The sequence below is a fragment of the Kocuria sp. ChxB genome (assembly GCF_044359605.1).
In the GTDB taxonomy this organism is placed as follows: domain Bacteria; phylum Actinomycetota; class Actinomycetes; order Actinomycetales; family Micrococcaceae; genus Kocuria; species Kocuria rhizophila.
The window spans coordinates 2,554,482-2,571,843 of record NZ_CP121123.1 but is presented as its reverse complement, the minus strand read 5'-3'; the positions used below and the strand labels follow the sequence as shown (position 1 = coordinate 2,571,843).

At 71.6% G+C, this 17,362-nt stretch carries 17 protein-coding genes; 3 read left to right on the top strand and 14 right to left on the bottom strand.

Features of this window, described 5'->3' with window-relative positions; all coding sequences use genetic code 11:
* Nucleotides 1-134: 134 nt before the first annotated feature.
* Complete coding sequence (rpsO, locus tag P8S73_RS11355) at nucleotides 135-404, bottom strand: 30S ribosomal protein S15 (RefSeq protein ID WP_019310893.1); 270 nt, start codon at nucleotides 402-404, stop codon at nucleotides 135-137.
* 188 nt (nucleotides 405-592) lie between these two features.
* Between rpsO and mtnN the strand changes: the two genes are divergently transcribed.
* Nucleotides 593-1,354 carry a 5'-methylthioadenosine/S-adenosylhomocysteine nucleosidase gene (mtnN, locus tag P8S73_RS11350; protein ID WP_144803299.1) on the top strand — a complete coding sequence of 254 codons (762 nt, stop codon included), beginning with the start codon at nucleotides 593-595 and terminating at the stop codon, nucleotides 1,352-1,354.
* Nucleotides 1,355-1,431: 77 nt separating this feature from the next.
* Complete coding sequence (locus tag P8S73_RS11345) at nucleotides 1,432-2,304, top strand: aldo/keto reductase (protein WP_059280767.1); 873 nt, start codon at nucleotides 1,432-1,434, stop codon at nucleotides 2,302-2,304.
* Nucleotides 2,305-2,450: 146 nt separating this feature from the next.
* Here P8S73_RS11345 and P8S73_RS11340 read toward each other — a convergent pair whose 3' ends face one another.
* The 9 genes from P8S73_RS11340 to rimP form a co-directional block, all read right to left on the bottom strand.
* On the bottom strand, nucleotides 2,451-3,479 hold the full coding sequence (locus tag P8S73_RS11340) for a bifunctional riboflavin kinase/FAD synthetase (RefSeq protein ID WP_144803292.1): 1,029 nt from the start codon (nucleotides 3,477-3,479) through the stop codon (nucleotides 2,451-2,453).
* A gap of 45 nt (nucleotides 3,480-3,524) precedes the next feature.
* Complete coding sequence (locus P8S73_RS11335) at nucleotides 3,525-3,992, bottom strand: hypothetical protein (RefSeq protein WP_310266637.1); 468 nt, start codon at nucleotides 3,990-3,992, stop codon at nucleotides 3,525-3,527.
* A gap of 44 nt (nucleotides 3,993-4,036) precedes the next feature.
* Entirely contained in the window at nucleotides 4,037-4,408 is a 372-nt protein-coding gene (locus P8S73_RS11330; RefSeq protein ID WP_019310888.1) for a hypothetical protein, read from the bottom strand.
* A complete protein-coding gene (truB, locus tag P8S73_RS11325; RefSeq protein WP_396350409.1) occupies nucleotides 4,408-5,586 on the bottom strand; it encodes a tRNA pseudouridine(55) synthase TruB in 1,179 nt (392 codons plus the stop codon). Before truB ends, P8S73_RS11330 begins: the two co-directional genes overlap by 1 nt.
* Nucleotides 5,587-5,591: 5 nt before the next feature.
* Nucleotides 5,592-6,053: a 30S ribosome-binding factor RbfA gene (gene rbfA / locus P8S73_RS11320; RefSeq protein WP_144803282.1), complete on the bottom strand. Its 462-nt coding sequence runs from the start codon at nucleotides 6,051-6,053 to the stop codon at nucleotides 5,592-5,594.
* 216 nt (nucleotides 6,054-6,269) lie between these two features.
* The gene (gene infB / locus P8S73_RS11315) at nucleotides 6,270-9,161 is read right to left on the bottom strand and encodes a translation initiation factor IF-2 (protein ID WP_259906192.1); all 2,892 of its coding nucleotides are present in this window, start codon (nucleotides 9,159-9,161) and stop codon (nucleotides 6,270-6,272) included.
* A 125-nt stretch (nucleotides 9,162-9,286) separates the two neighbouring features.
* Nucleotides 9,287-9,619 (bottom strand): YlxR family protein, encoded by a 333-nt coding sequence (locus P8S73_RS11310; protein ID WP_019310884.1) that lies wholly within the window; start codon nucleotides 9,617-9,619, stop codon nucleotides 9,287-9,289.
* Nucleotides 9,620-9,746: 127 nt separating this feature from the next.
* Nucleotides 9,747-10,724, bottom strand: a complete 978-nt coding sequence (gene nusA, locus P8S73_RS11305) for a transcription termination factor NusA (RefSeq protein ID WP_144803274.1) — start codon at nucleotides 10,722-10,724, stop codon at nucleotides 9,747-9,749.
* A gap of 149 nt (nucleotides 10,725-10,873) precedes the next feature.
* A complete protein-coding gene (gene rimP / locus P8S73_RS11300) occupies nucleotides 10,874-11,365 on the bottom strand; it encodes a ribosome maturation factor RimP (RefSeq protein ID WP_019310882.1) in 492 nt (163 codons plus the stop codon).
* 108 nt (nucleotides 11,366-11,473) lie between these two features.
* Here rimP and P8S73_RS11295 point away from each other — a divergent pair, with 108 nt between their 5' ends.
* A complete protein-coding gene (locus tag P8S73_RS11295; RefSeq protein ID WP_396350408.1) occupies nucleotides 11,474-12,526 on the top strand; it encodes a hypothetical protein in 1,053 nt (350 codons plus the stop codon).
* Nucleotides 12,527-12,562: 36 nt separating this feature from the next.
* Here the strand turns inward: P8S73_RS11295 and P8S73_RS11290 are convergent, their stop codons facing one another.
* From P8S73_RS11290 to ispG, 4 genes are all read right to left on the bottom strand, one after another.
* Nucleotides 12,563-13,369: a TSUP family transporter gene (locus P8S73_RS11290; RefSeq protein WP_259906197.1), complete on the bottom strand. Its 807-nt coding sequence runs from the start codon at nucleotides 13,367-13,369 to the stop codon at nucleotides 12,563-12,565.
* 21 nt (nucleotides 13,370-13,390) lie between these two features.
* The gene (locus P8S73_RS11285) at nucleotides 13,391-15,217 is read right to left on the bottom strand and encodes a proline--tRNA ligase (RefSeq protein ID WP_102613560.1); all 1,827 of its coding nucleotides are present in this window, start codon (nucleotides 15,215-15,217) and stop codon (nucleotides 13,391-13,393) included.
* A gap of 99 nt (nucleotides 15,218-15,316) precedes the next feature.
* Nucleotides 15,317-16,132 carry a DUF4081 domain-containing GNAT family N-acetyltransferase gene (locus P8S73_RS11280; protein ID WP_259463950.1) on the bottom strand — a complete coding sequence of 272 codons (816 nt, stop codon included), beginning with the start codon at nucleotides 16,130-16,132 and terminating at the stop codon, nucleotides 15,317-15,319.
* 38 nt (nucleotides 16,133-16,170) lie between these two features.
* Nucleotides 16,171-17,337 (bottom strand): flavodoxin-dependent (E)-4-hydroxy-3-methylbut-2-enyl-diphosphate synthase, encoded by a 1,167-nt coding sequence (gene ispG, locus P8S73_RS11275; RefSeq protein ID WP_102613558.1) that lies wholly within the window; start codon nucleotides 17,335-17,337, stop codon nucleotides 16,171-16,173.
* Between the last annotated feature and the right edge of the window lie 25 nt (nucleotides 17,338-17,362).

Here is a 17,362-nt window from a genome sequence, read left to right as displayed (position 1 = left end):
CTGTGGTTGCGGGCCCTGTGGACCCGGTCGGCTCGCGTCACCGCGGGCCGCGGCGGTGTCCGTCACGGACAGCGCCGGGTGTGGTGATTCCCCGCGCTCCCGGTGGGGAGGGCGGGGAATCGCCGGGACTCACATCACTTGCGCAGGCCGAGGCGCTCGATGAGCGCACGGTAGCGGGCGATGTCAGTGCGACGCAGGTAGTCAAGCATGCGACGACGGCGTCCCACCAGGGCCATGAGGCCGCGACGGGTGTGGTGGTCGTGCTTGTGCATCTTCAGGTGCTCGGTCAGATCGGAGATCCGGCGAGACAGAACGGCGATCTGCACCTCGGGTGAACCGGTGTCGCCCTCGTGGGTGGCGTACTCGGTGATGATCTGGTTCTTGACAGCGGCATCCAGTGCCATGGGTAACTCCTAGAGTCAGTACCGTGACCGCCCGGTGCGTGAGATTCCCGCCCGGGGTCCGGGGCGTGCCCCGGGGCCCGACCGCCACGGACCGCAGTCAGACCGCTGACCATCCTAGCCGATGCCGCCGCGGAGCACCGCACCGCTCCCCCGGCGTGCGTGTCCGAGCGGACTGGGACAATGGTGGCATGCACAGCACAGACACGTCCGACGACGCCGCCCTGTTCGCCGCCTGCGTGGGCGCACCCGCCGTGGTGGTCGCCATGGCCGAGGAGGCGCAGCCCTTCCTCGACCTCGCCACGGCCCGCTGCTCGATCCCCCAGCAGGTGGGAGGCGCGCAGCTGCACGCCCTGGAGCTGGAGGGCGGGCCCGTGCTCCTGGTCCGCACGGGCATCGGGCTGGTCAACGCGGCCTCGGCGCTGACGTCCGCCCTCGAGCGGTTCGAGCCGAGCGCCGTCGTGTCCGCGGGGTCCTGCGGCGGGCTGCGCGCGGACGTGAACGTGGGCGACCTCGTCGTGGGAGCACAGTTCCGCTACGCGGACGCGGACGCGACCGCCTTCGGGTACGCCCCGGGGCAGGTGCCCGGCATGCCCGAGTCCTTCGACGCCGCCGGACCGCTCCTCTCCGCGGCGGAGCACCTCGCGGCGGATGAGGGACGGCAGCTGTGGCGCGGCACCATGCTCTCCGGCGGCTCGTTCGTCACGGCCGAGAACGTGGGGGCCACCCGGGAGCTGTTTCCCGAGGCCCTGAGCACGGACATGGAGACCACCGCCCTGGCGCAGGTGTGCGGCAGCCACGAGACCCCGTTCCTCGCGGTGCGCAGCATCTCGGACCTGTGCGGGCCCGCGGCGGACCAGCAGTTCCACCTGGAGCTGGACGTGGTCGCACGGATCAGCGCCCGGGCCGTGCTGCGGTTGCTGTCCGCGTTCCAGGACACCACCCGGGCATGAATCCAGGATCACCGGGGATACTGTCCGGTGAGAGCAGTGCACCAGACCAGCCAGGCATCGAGGAAGACGAGGAACGCATGAGCAAGGACAAGACCCAGGACCTCCGGGACACCGCGCCGGAGGTGGCCCCCCACGTGCTGCGGGACGGCCACAAGATCCCGCAGCTGGGCTTCGGCACGTACCCCATGGACGACGCCGAGGCGGAGGCTTTGATCCCGGAGGCCCTGTGGCGCGGCTACAGGCTCATCGACACCGCGGTGAACTACGGCAACGAGCGCGGCGTGGGCCAGGGCATCCGCCACAGCGGCATTCCCCGGGACGATCTGTTCCTGACCTCCAAGATTCCCGGACGCGACCACGGCCGGGCGAGCGTGCGCCGCTCGCTCGAGGAGACCCTCACACGTCTGGGCACCGACCACCTGGACCTGTACCTGATCCACTGGCCCAATCCGGGCGTGGACCAGTACGTGCAGACCTGGCAGGAGATGCTGGCCGCGCGGGACGAGGGCCTCGTGCGCTCCGTGGGTGTGTCCAACTTCCTGCCGGAGCACCTTCTGCGGCTCGAGCGGGAGACGGGGGAGATGCCCGTGGTGAACCAGGTGGAGCTGCACCCGCAGTACCAGCAGGAGGCCCTGCGCAGGTTCCACGAGGAGCACCGCATCCTCACGCAGGCGTGGTCCCCGCTGGGCCGCAAGACCGACCTTCTGCAGGACGAGTGGCTCGCGGAGATCGGGCGCCGGCAGGGACGCACTCCCGCCCAGGTGGTCCTGCGCTGGCACGTGCAGTCCGGCATCGTGCCGATCCCCAAGTCCTCCAACCCGGAGCGGATGGCCGAGAACATCGACGTGTTCGGCTGGGAGCTCACGGACGAGCAGATGGAGCGGTTGCGCATGATGCACACCGGAATCAGCGGGTCTGGATTCGATCCGGCGGTGCACGAGGAGATGTGAGTGCCACGGCCGCGGGGAGGCTCTCTCCGCGGCCGTGCCCTCCGCACCGGGTTCCGGGGCGGCTTCCGCGCCAGTGGTGCCCCACCCCGGATCCGCAGGGTGCTCCGGGCCCGGGCGTGCGACCAGCTGCGCGATCGGGCAGCCGCTCAGTCGTCCGAGGGTTCGCTCCCCGGCCGGTGCCCGCGCAGGATGTCGCGCGTGCGTCTGACGTCGTCGCGCATCTGCAGCACGAGGGCGTCCACTCCCCGGTAGGCCACCATGCCGCGCAGCCGTTCCACGAACTCGACCACCACGGTCTGCCCGTAGAGGTCGAAGTCCTCCACGGCCTCCTCGGGGCGGTCGATCACGTGGGCCTCGACCTGACGGGTGACGCCCTCGAACGTGGGGTTGGACCCCACGGAGATCGCGGTGGGCCACCGGGCGCCCTCCTGGTCCACGAGCCACCCGGCGTAGACACCGTCCGCGGGGATGAACCCCGTGGCTTCCGGGGCCAGGTTGGCGGTGGGAAAACCGAGCTGCCGGCCACGGGCCGCACCGTGGACCACCTCGCCACGCATGCGGTGGGGCCGACCGAGCAGCTGGGCGGCACCCGTGATGTCCCCCGCCTCCAGGCACGAGCGCACCCAGGTGGAGGAGCAGCGCCGGTCCTCCCGGCGTGGCGCGGAACCGTCCGTGTCATCGGCGTCCGCTGCCACGGGGGTTCCGGGGACATCCTCCACGACCACCACGTCGAAGCCGTGCTGGTGTCCCAGCTCGCGGATGGCGGTGAGGTCCCCCGAGTTGTCCCGGCCCAGCCGGACGTCGGAGCCGATGACCAGGGAGACCATGCGCAACGGGTTCACGAGGTAGTTCACGAGGAACTCCTCGGGGCCCAGCTCGGAGAACTCCAGGCTGTACGGCAGGACGAGCACGGCGTCCACACCGGTCTGCTCGAGCGCGTCGAGCTTGTCCTCGAGGCCCATGATGAGGCCGGGGTGGGACTCCGGGCGGTGCACCAGCGCGGGGTGCGGGTCAAACGTGACCACCACCGAGTGCGCCTCACGCCGCCGGGCAGTGTCCAGGAGCCGGGTGAAGACCTCCTGGTGGCCCCGGTGGACACCGTCGAAGTTGCCGATGCTCACCACGGAGGGACCGAATCCAGGCGTGACCTCGTCCAGGCTTCTCCAGCGAATCACAGCTCTCCTCGATGTCTTCTCGGCTGGTGGCGCATCTCGTAGAGCCTACCGCTCCGCGCGGGACGGCCGCGTCACCCAGAGCCACGCGAGCCCCACCACGGGGAGCACGAGGGGGATGTAGCCGTACCCTGCGCCGAAGTCGGACCACACGCTGGCCTTGGGGAACAGCTCGGGGTGCAGGACGCTCAGCAGTCCCACGCCGAGCACGCCCACGAGCTCCACGAGCACCGCGGCGGTGGCCACGCGGTGCCAGCGCGCGCCAGAACGGGACAGGGCGATCGTGGCCACCACGTAGACGGCCGCGGAGAACGTGGACAGCAGGATCGCCAGGGGCGCCAGGCTGAACTCGGTGGCCAGCTGGTACAGCGAGCGGACACCCGCGGAGAGGGAGAAGACCCAGTAGACCACGATCAGCACGCGGCCGAAGCCGGTGCTCTTGCGGTCGTGCCGCCGGGCACCCGCGCGGCGGCCGAAGCGCTGCTGCAGGGTGCTGTGCGAGGTCTCGCGGTCCATCGTCTGTCCTTCCGTGGAGTGCTGGGGTGCGGGCGTGCCCGGGGTCACTGGTAGTACCAGATGTAGTTCATGCGGTAGACCATCACGATCACCACGGGGCCCGCGGCCGCGAGGATCAGCGTGGACCAGCGGGACCGCTCCACGAGGGACCACACGAACGTGCCCGCCGGGATCAGCAGCGCGGTGAGCAGGTACCCCCAGTACTCCAGCACGCTGCCGGAGGCCGAGGGGCCGAGGACCGGCAGCAGCAGGGAGCCCACGCAGTACACCAGCAGGAACGCCTCGAGGACCAGCACCGAGCCCTGGGAGAAGTCGTCCGGTGCCCGACCACGCAGTGCCTGCACGAGGCAGACCACGCAGGAGAGCACACCGAGGACCACCGCGGCCCAGAACCACCCGTCGTATCCCCACAGCATCAGTCGTCCGCCCGCTCTCCGTGTGTCGTGCCCGTGGCTTCTGCTGAGGTTCCGCTCCCCCGGTCCTCACCCGGGATCCCGGGTACCTGGTCGGCCACGGCGTGCGTCCGCCCGGAGCGCTCCGCCGCCGCGGGTGTCTCCCGTGGTGCCGGCTCGGAGAACGTGGTTCCTGCGGTGATCCCCAGCACCGAGGTCGTGTAGCGCTGCTCCGCACGTCCCCGGTCCTCGGCCAGGGCCACGAGTGTCCCGTCCGGCGCGAAGCACGCGACGGGGGTCTCCCCGGCTCCCCGGGCGGCGTCGTGGCGGGGAGTCCCGGAGGCCGGGATCCGACGGCCGTGGGAGAGGTCCGTGGCCTCCGTGGCCGTGAGCTCGCGCACCGGGAAGAGCTGCCGCGCGGCGTCGGCGATGGCCAGCGTGGTCACCGTGCCGCCGGAGCGCACCTGTTCCGTGAGCTCCTCCAGCGTGTGGGCGGAGTCCAGCGTGAAGGATCCCACGCGGGTGCGCCGCAGCGCCGTGAGGTGTCCGCCCACGCCGAGGTCCTCCCCGAGGTCGCGGGCGAGGGCGCGGACGTAGGTTCCGGAGGAGCACGTCACGGTCACGTCCACGTCGATGGCCCTGGGCGCCCCGGGGCCGTCGCCCGCTGCGGACTCCGCGCGGCGAATCGAGTGCACCTTGAACCGGGACACCGTGACCGGGCGGGCCGGCAGCTGCACATCCTCTCCGCTGCGCACCCTCGCGTAGGAGCGCTGACCGTCCACCTTGATCGCGCTCACAGCGGAGGGGACCTGCTGGATCTCGCCCGTGAGCCGCGCCACGGCGGCCAGGACCTGCTCGTCCGTGATCCCGGCCAGCAGCTCGGGGTCCGCCGTGCGCGTGACGTCGCCCTCGGCGTCGTCGGTCACGGTGGCCGCCCCCAGACGGATGCCGGCGCGGTAGGTCTTGTCCGTGCCGGTGACCCAGGTGAGCAGCTTGGTGGCCTTCTCCACACCGATCACCAGCACGCCCGACGCCGCCGGGTCCAGGGTCCCGGCGTGACCCACCTTCCGGGTCCCCGCCAGTCGGCGCATGCGCGCGACGACGTCGTGCGAGGTCCAGCCCAGCGGCTTGTCCACGACCACGAGCCCCGGGACCCTCGGAAGGGACGGGGCCGGGGTGGGGACGTCCTCTCGTGCGCCCACGGAGCTCAGGCCTGCGGGGTGCTGCGGGGGCCCTCGGCGTCGTCCTCGTCGGACGGCGTGCGGTAGGCGTCCTCCCCCGCCGCGTACTGGGCGCCCTCGGCCTGGGCCGCCACCTGGGCGTCCTTCTCACGGGCCGAGCGCAGCAGGGTCTCCAGCCGGGCGGCGTCCGCGGGGATCTCGTCCGCCACGAACGTGAGCGTGGGGGTCAGCCGCGCGGTGATGTTCCTGCCCACCTCGGAGCGCAGGATGCCCTTGGCGGACTCCAGCGCACGGGCCGTCTCCTCGCGCTGCTCCTCGTCCCCGTAGACCGTGTAGTAGAGCGTGGCGTGCTGCAGGTCGTTGGTCACGCGGGCGTCGGTCACGGTCACGAATCCCAGTCGGGGGTCCTTGATCCTGCGTTCGAGAGCCTGGGCCACGATCACCTTGATGCGATCGGCCAGTCGTGCGGCGCGTGCGGCGTCGGCCATGGTGGAACTCCTCGTGTGCGGGCAGCGCGGCGCGCTGCCGAAGTCAGGGGACGGAACCGCCGGTGCGGGTCCGCCCGGGTGCGGCGCGTTCGGGACGCGCCCCGGTGCGGGGCCGGATGCCCGGGGCCTCCGTGAGGAGTCCCCGGGCATCCGGTCACGCGATCGTGCGCACCGGCCGCAACGCCCCGCGAGGAGCGCCACGGCCGGCGGAGCCTGTCAGTCGCGCGGCTTCTCGCGCATCTCCCAGGTCTCGATGATGTCACCTTCGTGGATGTCGTTGAAGGAACCGAGTCCGATACCGCACTCGTAGCCCTCGCGGACCTCGGTGGCGTCGTCCTTGAAGCGGCGCAGCGAGTCGATGGTGAGGTTGTCCTGCACCACGCTGCCGTCGCGCACCAGACGGGCCTTGCCGTTGCGGCGGACGATGCCCTTGGTGATGTAGGCGCCGGCGATGTTGCCCCACTTGGAGGAGCGGAACACCTCGCGGATCTCGGCGGTGCCGAGCTCCACCTCCTCGTACTCCGGCTTGAGCATGCCCTTGAGCGCGCTCTCGACCTCGTCGATGGCGTTGTAGATGACCGAGTAGAACTTCATCTCCACGCCCTCGCGGTCCGCGAGCTCCGTGACGCGCTCCGCCGGGCGGACGTTGAAGCCGATGATCACGGCGTTGTCCACCGTGGCCAGGTTCACGTCGTTCTGCGTGATGGCGCCCACGCCGCGGTGGATGACGCGCAGCTGGACCTCCTCGCCCACGTCGATCTTGAGCAGCGAGTCCTCGAGTGCCTCCACGGCACCGGACACGTCACCCTTGATGATGAGGTTGAGGGTGTCGATCTTGCCCTCGGCCACGGCCTCGTCGAAGGACTCCAGCGTGATGCGCTTGCGGCGCTTGGCCAGCTGGGCGTTGCGGTCCGCCGCCTCACGCTTCTCGGCGATCTGCCGTGCGGTGCGCTCCTCCTGGGTGGCCAGGAACGTGTCACCGGCGCGCGGCACGGTGGACAGACCCAGCACCTGCACCGGGCGGGACGGCGTGGCCGCCTCCACGGTGCGACCCATCTCGTCGAACATCGCGCGGACACGGCCGTAGGCCGCACCGGCGACGATCGAGTCGCCGACCTTCAGCGTGCCGGACTGGACCAGCACGGTGCACACGGCGCCGCGGCCCTTGTCCAGGTTGGCCTCGATGGCCACACCGCGGGCGTTCTTGTCCGGGTTGGCCTGCAGCTCCAGAGCACCGTCCGCGGTCAGCACGATCGCGTCCAGCAGGTCGTCGATGTTGAGGTTCTCGCGGGCGGAGACGTCCACGAACATGGTGTCGCCGCCGTACTCCTCCGGCACCAGACCGTACTCGGTGAGCTGGCCGCGGATCTTCTCCGGGTTCGCGTCCGGCTTGTCCACCTTGTTCACGGCCACCACGATCGGCACGTTGGCCGCCTGCGCGTGGTTCAGCGCCTCCACGGTCTGCGGCATGACGCCGTCGTCCGCGGCGACCACCAGCACGGCGATGTCCGTAACCTGCGCACCACGGGCACGCATGGCGGTGAACGCCTCGTGACCCGGGGTGTCGATGAACGTGATCAGGCGCTCCTGGTCGTCCACCTCGGTGGAGATCTGGTACGCACCGATGTGCTGGGTGATGCCACCGGCCTCGCCCTCGATCACCTTGGTGTTGCGGATCGCGTCCAGCAGACGGGTCTTGCCGTGGTCCACGTGGCCCATGACCGTCACCACCGGGGGACGCGGGGCGAGGACGTCCTCGCCCTCGGCCTCCAGCTCGGCCTCGAGGTCGATGTCGAAGGACTCGAGCAGCTCGCGCTCCTCGTCCTCCGGGGACACCACCTGGATCTGGTAGCCGAGCTCGGCACCGAGGAGCTGGAAGGTCTCCTCATCCAGGGACTGGGTCTGCGTGGCCATCTCACCCAGGTGGATGAGGACGGTCACCAGCGACGCCGGGTTGGCGTTGATCTTCTCCGCGAAGTCCATGAGCGAGGCACCGCGGCGCAGGCGCACAACCGTGCTGCCGTCGCCGTGGGGCACCGACACACCGCCGACGGCGGGTGCGCTCATCTGCTCGAGCTCCTGGCGCTTCGCCCGCTTCGACTTGCGGTGCTTGCCACGGGCACCGCCGCGGCCGAAGGCACCCTGGGTGCCGCCACGACCGCCGCGACCGCGGAATCCGCCGCCGCCACCGGGTCCGCCACCGGGACCGCCACCACCACGGCGCGGGCCGCTGCCCGGAGCCGGGCGGCTGCCGATCGGCGCCACGCTCGTGGTCTGGCCGGGCATCATGTTCGGCGAGGGGCGAGGACCACCGGGACGCGGGCCGCCCTGGCCCTGACGGGCAGCGCCCGTGCGAGGCGCACCGGGACGCGGACCGCCCTGGCCCGACGGCGCGGGACGGGGGCCCCCGGGGCGCGGACCGCCCGGACGGGGCCCGCCCTGACCGGAGTTGGCAGAGCGCATGCCCTGCTGGGCTGCGAACGGGTTGTTGCCGGGGCGCGGCGCACCGGGCTTGGCGGAGCGCTGCTGGCCACCGGGACGAGGACCGCCGCGCTGCGCGCCGCCCTCGGAACGGCCCATCCCCTGCTGCGAGGCGAACGGGTTGTTCCCGGGACGGGGAGCGGACTGCCCCGGCTTGGCGCCGGGCGCGGGGCTCTTGCGCGGGCCGGGAGTGGCGCCCGCGGGCTTGGGAGCGCTGCTCGCCGGGGCCTCGGGGGTTGCGGACTCCGACGACGGCGCGGCCGGCTCGGTCCGCTGCGGCGCCTCGGCCTTCGGGGCAGCCGTCTTCGGGGTCTCGCGCGCCGCGGGCTTCTCGGCCGGTGCGGCGTCGCTGGACGCGCCGGGCTTGGCGGGTGCCTTGGCGCCGGGCTTCGGGCCCGGGGCCGCGGGCTTCTTGGCACCCTGGGAGGGGGCCTTGGCCGCGGGCTTGGACGCCGTGGCGCTGTCGCCGCCGGCGGGGAACGCGGTGCGCAGCTTCTTGGCTACGGGCGGCTCGACCGTGGACGATGCGCCACGGACGAACTCACCGAGTTCCTGAAGTTTGGAAATTGCTTCCTTGGACGTGATTCCGAGCTCTTTCGCGAGCTCGTGGACACGGGGCTTGGCCACTGTTCTCCTGTCTCGGTCCGCACCGAAACAGGTACGAACCGTTTATCTTCCGTTGAAGCCGCCGCCGGACACGAGCGCGGTGCGCGGGTGTCCTGCACGGCTGCGGGGTGAGTACGTGGAGGTACTCATCGGCCGGCACTCATCGGTTTTCCATGGTCTTCTGACTCGCTTTCCTGGTGTTCGTCCTCCTGCACGGGCAGGAGCACGCGGAGCTGTTCCATGAGGTCCTGTGCGCTGACCGCGGTACGGAACGAACGGTTGAAGGCCCGTTTCCGGATCGCGAGGTCGACGCAGCGGGGGGTGGCGTGCACCCAGGCCCCACGGCCTCCCAACTGGCGGCGGAGATCCGCAACGACCCGGGGGCCGGCTGCGGTGCTCTCCGTCGTCACGCGGACGAGTTGATCGGGGGACGTCACGGTGCGACACCCCACGCAGGTGCGAAGGCTCGTGGTGCTCATCCCTGCTCCTCGTGTGCCATCCCCGTGGACCGCCCGGCGCCTGAGCGCGCACGGTCCCGACAGATGGTCCACCTGATCGGAGCACAGTCTAGCGCGCCGGGCGCCGTTCCCTCGAATTCCGCGGGTCTCAGCGATCCGTTGCGCGGGACTCGGGCACGATGTCGATCTTCCAGCCCGTGAGCCGGGCCGCGAGGCGCGCGTTCTGTCCCTCCTTGCCGATGGCCAGCGAGAGCTGCGCGTCCGGGACGACCGCACGCGCGGAGCGGGCTGCCTCGTCCAGCACGACGACGCGCGACACCCGGGCCGGGGACAGGGCATTGAGGATGAACTTGGCCGGGTCCTCGGAGAAGTCGATGATGTCGATCTTCTCGTCCCCGAGCTCGTTCATGACGGCGCGCACACGCGAGCCCATGTCCCCGATGCACGCCCCCTTGGCGTTCGCACCGGGTCGCGTGGCCTCCACGGCCATCTTGGTGCGGTGCCCGGCCTCACGTGCCAGGGTGACGATCTCCACGGAGCCGTCCGCGATCTCCGGGACCTCCATCTCGAACAGCCGGCGCACCAGGTCCGGGTGGGAGCGGGACAGCGTGATGGACGGGCCCTTGAAGCCCCGCTTGGCCTCCACCACGAACGCGCGGATGCGGTCGCCGTGGCGGTAGGTCTCTCCCGGAACCTGCTCGTGCGGGGGCAGCAGCCCCTCGACCGTGCCCAGGTTCACCTGGACCATCTTGGGGTTGTTGCCCTGCTGGATCTGGCCGGACACCAGCTCACCCTCACGGCCCTTGAAGTGGCCCAGGACGTTGTCGTCCTCGACGTCCCGCAGCTTCTGCAGGATCACCTGACGCGCGGTGGCGGCGGCGATCCGCCCGAAGCCGGAGGGGGTGTCGTCGAACTCGCCGATCCGGCGGTCCTCCTCGTCCAGCTCGGGCGCCCAGATGGTCACGTGGCCCGAGCGGCGCTCGACCTCGGCACGGGCGCCGTCGATCGCTCCGGGCGAGCGCATGTAGGCCAGCAGCAGCGCCTGCTCGATGGTGGGGATCAAGACGTCCACGGGGATGTCCCGCTCGCGCTCCAGCAGTCGCAGGGTGCTCATGTCGATGTCCATGTGTCCGGCCTTCCTTCGCGCCACGCGGCTGTCCGGCCCGAGCGGGGCCGGGAACCAAACAGCGCGCCGCACGGGTGCGTGCGGTGCGCTGCTGCATGGGTCTCACGTCGTGATCTGTTGCAGGCCATGCTACATCGCCGGGCCCGGCCTCAGATCTCCACCTCGGACTTCGCCCCGCGGATGCTCGCGTAGTCCACGCGCTCGGGGTCCAGCAGCTTCACGGGCATGCCCTTCTTGGGCTGGTGGGAGCGCTGCACCACAGCGTGGTCGTCGTGCGCCTCGAGCAGCCGCGCCGTGAAGCGCTCGCCCTCGAGCGGGCGGATCCGCACCAGGTGGCCCACCGTGCGCCGCCAGTGCCGCGGCGTCTCCAGCGAGCGAGTGGCGCCCGGTGAGGACACCTCGAGCTCGTAGGGCGGGCCGGGCACGGGGTCCGTGCGGTCCAGCGCGTCGGAGATCTCCTGCGCCACGGCGGCCACCCGGTCCAGGCTCAGCGCGTCCGTGCCGTCCGGGAGGTCCACGAGGACCTGCAGGGTCCGGGTTCCGCCCTGTCCCTTCAGCTCGCACTCCTCCAGGAACAGCCCGGCGGCCTCCACCACGGGCTCCACGGCGGCGCGGATGGGTGCATCGTGCTCGGAAGTCATCGGTCCTCTTTTCGTGCGCGTTCTCGTGCGCGCCCGGTGCTCCGGGCGCCTGTGCGGGTCGGGTGTCCTCCCTATCATGGAGCAGACCCGTCCCCCCGGAGGAATTTCGTGAGCTCCCACCCGTCCCCGGCCCCCGCGCGGCCCTGGCGCATCACGGCCGCCGTCCTCGCCGTGCTCCTCGTCCTGGTGCTCGCCGGGGGTGCCTGGGCACTCTGGCGGCCCCTGTCCGAGCACGACGCCGTACGGCTCGCCGCGCGCGCCACGGTCGAGTCCGTGCGAAGCGAGCTGAACCCGGATCCTGACGTGCTTCCCGACGACGCCCTGGCACGCCAGCTGAATGCCCTCGGCCCCGCGGCCACACCCGCGCAGCAACGACGCCTCGACGAACAGGGCGGGCACTGGAGCCCTCCGGCTGATCTGGCGGACGCCGCGGACCGGATGGCCCGGCTGTCCGTCGCAGCACCGGACGAGGAACTGGCCGGGAACACGGCCTCCGTGGCCGCGTCCTGGTGGACCGCGCAGCAGAGCATGGGCGCGGAAACTCCCGCGCAGGCGCCCGACTCTCCGCTCGACACCGCCGGGCGCCCCTCCGACGAGGGGGTGGGCCCGGCGGCGGGCGGCCCGGGGGACTCCGGCCGGGGATCGAGCCCTGCCGCCGTGCCATCGAGTTCCTCCGGCGGGACGGGTTTCGAGTCCGCACGTCCCGGGGCCATGCCGGGCACCACGGATGCCGGCTCCCCCACCGGAACAGAGACCCCGTGCCAGGAGGACCTGCTCGCCGCTGCGACCGCCCTGGACCGCTCCGCGTTCACCGCCGAGGCCGCCTCTGCCGTGATGACTGACGGTCCCGCCCAGGACACCGTGACCACCGTGGCGGACGACGTCCGCACCACGCTGTCCCAGCCCCGGGTCGAGCCCCTGCTGGCGTGCGAGCCGTCACCCGTGGCGGCCCGTCACGACCTCCCCCGCGACCTGGCGGTGGAACCGGCGCGGAGCGTGGGACAGACGCAGCAGGAAACGGCACGCGCGCTGCTGGCCGCGGCGGCGTCGTCGCCCTCCGAGGACCGCGTGTGGCTGCTCACGGCCCTCCGGGACACCGTCCGCACGGCACAGGCCCTGGCTCCGCAGGAACCGGTGCCCGCGCTGCCCGCCGCGCCCTGAAGGGCATCGCCCTGAGCCCGCGCCGCGCCACGGACCTCACGATCCGGAGACCACGTCCCACCCCAGTTTGACGATCAGCGCGGTGACCACCACGAAGAACACGACCCTGATGAACGAGCTGCCCCGCGCCACGGCCGTGCGCGCGCCGAGGTAGCCGCCGGTCATGTTGCTGAGCCCCAGCACCAGACCGAGCCCCCACAGGACGGAGCCGTGGGCCGCGAACACGGCCAGCGCCCCGAGGTTCGTGGCCAGGTTCACGATCTTGGCCTTCGCGCTGGCCTCCAGGAAGCTGTACCCCAGCACGGAGACGAGAGCGATGATGAGGAAGGATCCGGTGCCGGGGCCCATGACACCGTCGTAGAAGCCGATCAGTGCGCCCAGCGCCACGGCCCGGGCGTAGTGGTGCGCGCCGGCGTGGCGCAGCTCGGTGAGCTGGCCCATGGACGGACGCGCCACCGTGAACACGAGCACCGCGATCAGCGCCAGCACGATGATCGGCGTGAACACGGACTCGGGCAGGGCCGCGGCCACCGCCGCACCCCCGCCCGCCGCGAGCGCGGCAACCGCGGCCATCGGCAACGCCGTGCGCAGGTCCGGGCGCACCCTGCGGTAGAAGGTCACCGCTGAGGTGGCCGTGCCGAACACGGAGCCCATCTTGTTGGTGGCCAGCGCCTGGACCGGGCTCAGTCCCGGGATCATGAGCGTGACCGGCAGCTGCAGCAGACCGCCACCACCCACCACGGCGTCGATGAAGCCCGCGGCAAGACCGGTGACCACGAGCAGGGCGATCAGCCCTGGAGTTGCCGACCCCAGCCCGGAGCCGCTGAGGAACGAGGCATCCACCGTCCGTGCGTCGCGCGTCCGCTACAGGGACTCGGCCGCGGGGCCGTTCTGGCCCTGCAGCTCGGCGGTGATCTCCGCGACCACCTGGTCCCGCCGGACGTCCCGGCTGGTGCCGCTGCGGCGGTCCTTGAGCTCGAGCAGACCGTCGGCCAGTCCGCGCCCCACCACGAGCACCGTGGGCACTCCGAGCAGCTCGGCGTCCCGGAACTTCACGCCCGGGGAGACCTTGGGGCGGTCGTCGAAGAGCACGCTGATGCCCGCGGCCTCGAGGTGCGCCACGATCTCCTCGGCGGCCTCCAGCACCTCCGGGCCCTTGCCCGTGGCCACCACGTGGAGGTCGGCAGGGCTCAGGTCTCGCGGCCACAGCAGGCCGTTGTCGTCGTGGTAGAACTCCGCCACGGCCGCGAGCGCCCGGGTCACCCCGATGCCGTAGGAGCCCATGGTCACCGTGACCAGCTTGCCGTTGCTGTCCAGCACCTTGAGGCCCAGCGCCTCCGCGTACTTGCGGCCGAGCTGGAAGACGTGGCCCATCTCCATGCCGCGGGCGATCTCCAGCGGCCCGGAGCCGTCCGGTGCGGGATCGCCATCGCGGACCGTGCAGGCCTCCAGGGTGCCGTCCCACGTGAAGTCGCGCTCCGCCACGAGGTCGTACACGTGGGACTCCGCGACGTTCGCGCCCGTGATCCAGCGCGTTCCGGGCACCACGCGGGGGTCCACGAAGTAGGGGATGCGGGTCAGGGACTCGGCGCCGAGCAGCGGCTCGTCCCGGGTCAGTCCCGGACCGATGTAGCCCTTGACCAGTTCGGGGACGGCCCGCAGCTCGTCCTCCGTGGCGGCCGCGACCTCCAGCTCACCGCCCTCGCCGAGGGCCTCGCCGATGCCGGCCTCCACCCGCTTGAGGTCGATGTCCCGGTCCCCGGGAATGCCCACGGCCACGAGCTGCCTGCGGCCCTCCGGCAGGGAGACGGCGAGCACCACGTTCTTGAGTGTGTCCGCCGCGGTCCAGGGCTCGCCCTCGCGGGGGTGCAGCTCGTTGGAACGGGCCACGAGGGTCTCGATCGTGGGGCTGTCCGGCGTGCGGTGCACCTGTGCGGGCGGCGCGTCCGCGTAGTCCACGGGCTCCGGGACGACGGTGGTCACGGCCTCCACGTTCGCGGCGTACCCGCCAGCGGATCGGACGAAGGTGTCCTCGCCGACCGCCGAGGGGTGCATGAACTCCTCGGAGCGCGAGCCACCCATGGCACCGGAGGTGGCGGAGACCGCCACCACGGGCAGCCCGAGCCGCTCGAAGATCCGCACGTAGGCCGCCCGGTGCTTGGCGTAGGACTCGTCCAGCCCGGCGTCGTCCACGTCGAAGGAGTAGGAGTCCTTCATGATGAACTCGCGCCCGCGCAGCAGACCGGCGCGGGGACGGGCCTCGTCACGGTACTTGGTCTGGATCTGGTAGAGCATCGCGGGCAGGTCCTTGTAGGACGAGTACATGTCCTTGACCAGCAGCGTGAACATCTCCTCGTGCGTGGGCGCCAGGAGGTAGTCCGCGCCCTTGCGGTCCTGCAGCCGGAAGAGGTTCTCGCCGTACTCGGTCCAGCGGTTGGTGGCCTCGTACGGCTCACGCGGCAGCAGCGCCGGGAAGTGGACCTCCTGGGCGCCGATCGCGTCCATCTCCTCGCGGACGATGTTCTCGACCCTGCGCAGCACGGCCAGGCCCAGGGGCAGCCACGTGTAGATGCCGGGGGCGGCGCGGCGGATGTAGCCGGCGCGCACGAGCAGCTTGTGGCTGTCGACGTCGGCGTCCACCGGATCTTCACGCAGGGTGCGCAGGAACAGGGAACTGAGGCGAAGCGGCACGAATAGGTCCTAACCGCCCGTGACCGGGCCGATCGAAGCTGCTGATGTCTGCGGCGAGTCTATCGCTGTGACGCGTCCCGGGGGTCAGCCCCGCCGTGCTCACAGGAGCACGGTGGCGAAATCCCCGTGACGGTGGAAGCCCACCCGGCGGTAGGTGGCCAGCGCGGGGGCGTTGTAGTCGTTGACGTAGAGGCTCACGGTCGGGGCCTGCCGCCGGGCCAGGGCCACGGTCGCGGCCATGCAGGGGACGGCGAGGCCCTTGCCCCGGTGCTCGGGGGCCACCCACACCCCCTGGATCTGGCACACCCCGCCGTGCAGGGAGCCGATGTCGGCCTTGAACACCACGTCACCGCGGTGGTCGGTGAGCACCGCGGTGCGACCGTCGCGCAGCAGGGACCGGATCCGCTCCCGGTAGCCGTGGGCGCCACTGCCCAGGGGCGAGTAGCCGACCTCCTCGGTGAACATGGCGGCCGCCGCGGGGAGCACCCGCTCGAGGTCCGCCTCGCTCCCCCAGTGCACGGAACTCGCGGGGCCGGCGAGCAGGCGGGGGTCGGGGTCTCGGTCCATGACCAGCAGGGGCTGCACCGGACGCACGTCGAACGGCGCGGGCCACGAGTCACGCAGCCGCTCCCACAGCCCGAGCACCGGCTCTGCCGGGCCGAAGAACGAGGCGAAGCGGGGCCCGCCGCGGGCCAGGGCGTCCGCCACGAGGTCCGTTCCCCGCTCGTCCAGCACCACGGGGACCACGTTGGTCCCGGCCCAGCACGCCCCCACGAGTTCCCCCGAGGGTGCGGCCACCCCGTACACCGGCGGGCGGCGGGCCCCGGAGGCACGAACCCGCTGCACGTGCGACGCCACGAACACGGAGGCCACCGGGTCCTGCGCGAGAAGCCGGTCCAGTGCCGCGGGGTCCACGGCGGCGGGTGCGAGCGCCCGCGCGCCCCGACGCCGGATCACCCGGCGGTCACGACCGGGGAGCCCTCCACGGGCTGGCCGTTCTCGTCCAGCTCCATGCTCTCGGCCATCTCGTTGGCCTGGGCCAGCAGGGTCTCCACGATCTGGTCCTCGGGAACGGTCTTGATGACCTCGCCCTTGACGAAGATCTGGCCCTTGCCGTTGCCCGAGGCCACCCCGAGGTCCGCCTCGCGGGCCTCGCCCGGTCCGTTCACCACGCAGCCCATCACGGCCACGCGCAACGGCACGGTGAGGTGCGCGAGCCCCTCGTTGACCTCCTCCGCGAGCTTGTACACGTCCACCTGCGCACGCCCGCAGGACGGGCACGAGACGATCTCCAGCTTGCGCGGGCGCAGTCCGAGGGACTGCAGGATCTGGTTGCCCACCTTGACCTCCTCCACGGGAGGGGCGGACAGGGACACGCGGATGGTGTCCCCGATGCCCTGCGAGAGCAGGATGCCGAACGCCGTGGCGGACTTCACGGTGCCCTGCAGCGCCGGACCGGCCTCCGTGACGCCCAGGTGCAGGGGCCAGTCCCCGCGCTCGGCCAGCAGCTGGTAGGCCCGGACCATGGTCACGGGGTCGTTGTGCTTCACGGAGATCTTGAAGTCGTGGAAGTCGTGCTGCTCGAACAGGGAGGCCTCCCACACCGCGGACTCCATGAGCGCCTCGGGGGTGGCCTTGCCGTACTTCTCCAGCAGCCGCTTGTCCAGGGAGCCCGCGTTCACACCGATCCGGATGGACACCCCGGCCGCCTCCGCGGCGCGGGAGATGCCCTCGATCTGGTCGTCGAACTTGCGGATGTTGCCCGGGTTCACGCGGACACCGGCGCACCCGGCGTCAATCGCGGCGTAGACGTACTTGGGCTGGAAGTGGATGTCCGCGATCACGGGGATCGGGGACTTCTTGGCGATGATGGGCAGGGCGTCGGCGTCGTCCTGGGACGGGCACGCCACGCGCACGATGTCGCAGCCGGCGGCGTTGAGCTCCGCGATCTGCTGCAGCGTGGCGTTGATGTTGGTGGTGGGGGTGGTGGTCATCGACTGCACGCTGATGGGCGACTCCGAGCCCACTCCCACGGATCCCACCCGGATCTGGCGGGTCTTGCGCCGCGGGGACAGAACGGGCTGGGGCGCTGCGGGCATGCCGAGATTGACCGACGTCACGTGTTTCCTCCAGGGGAATCGACCT

Excerpts from the sequence above, each read along its gene's own strand:
- rpsO (WP_019310893.1), bottom strand. The coding sequence starts at position 404 with ATGGCACTGGATGCCGCTGTCAAGAACCAGATCATCACCGAGTACGCC.
- mtnN (WP_144803299.1), top strand. The coding sequence starts at position 593 with ATGCACAGCACAGACACGTCCGACGACGCCGCCCTGTTCGCCGCCTGC.
- P8S73_RS11345 (WP_059280767.1), top strand. The coding sequence starts at position 1,432 with ATGAGCAAGGACAAGACCCAGGACCTCCGGGACACCGCGCCGGAGGTG.
- P8S73_RS11335 (WP_310266637.1), bottom strand. The coding sequence starts at position 3,992 with ATGGACCGCGAGACCTCGCACAGCACCCTGCAGCAGCGCTTCGGCCGC.
- P8S73_RS11330 (WP_019310888.1), bottom strand. The coding sequence starts at position 4,408 with ATGCTGTGGGGATACGACGGGTGGTTCTGGGCCGCGGTGGTCCTCGGT.
- rbfA (WP_144803282.1), bottom strand. The coding sequence starts at position 6,053 with ATGGCCGACGCCGCACGCGCCGCACGACTGGCCGATCGCATCAAGGTG.
- P8S73_RS11310 (WP_019310884.1), bottom strand. The coding sequence starts at position 9,619 with ATGAGCACCACGAGCCTTCGCACCTGCGTGGGGTGTCGCACCGTGACG.
- nusA (WP_144803274.1), bottom strand. The coding sequence starts at position 10,724 with ATGGACATCGACATGAGCACCCTGCGACTGCTGGAGCGCGAGCGGGAC.
- rimP (WP_019310882.1), bottom strand. The coding sequence starts at position 11,365 with ATGACTTCCGAGCACGATGCACCCATCCGCGCCGCCGTGGAGCCCGTG.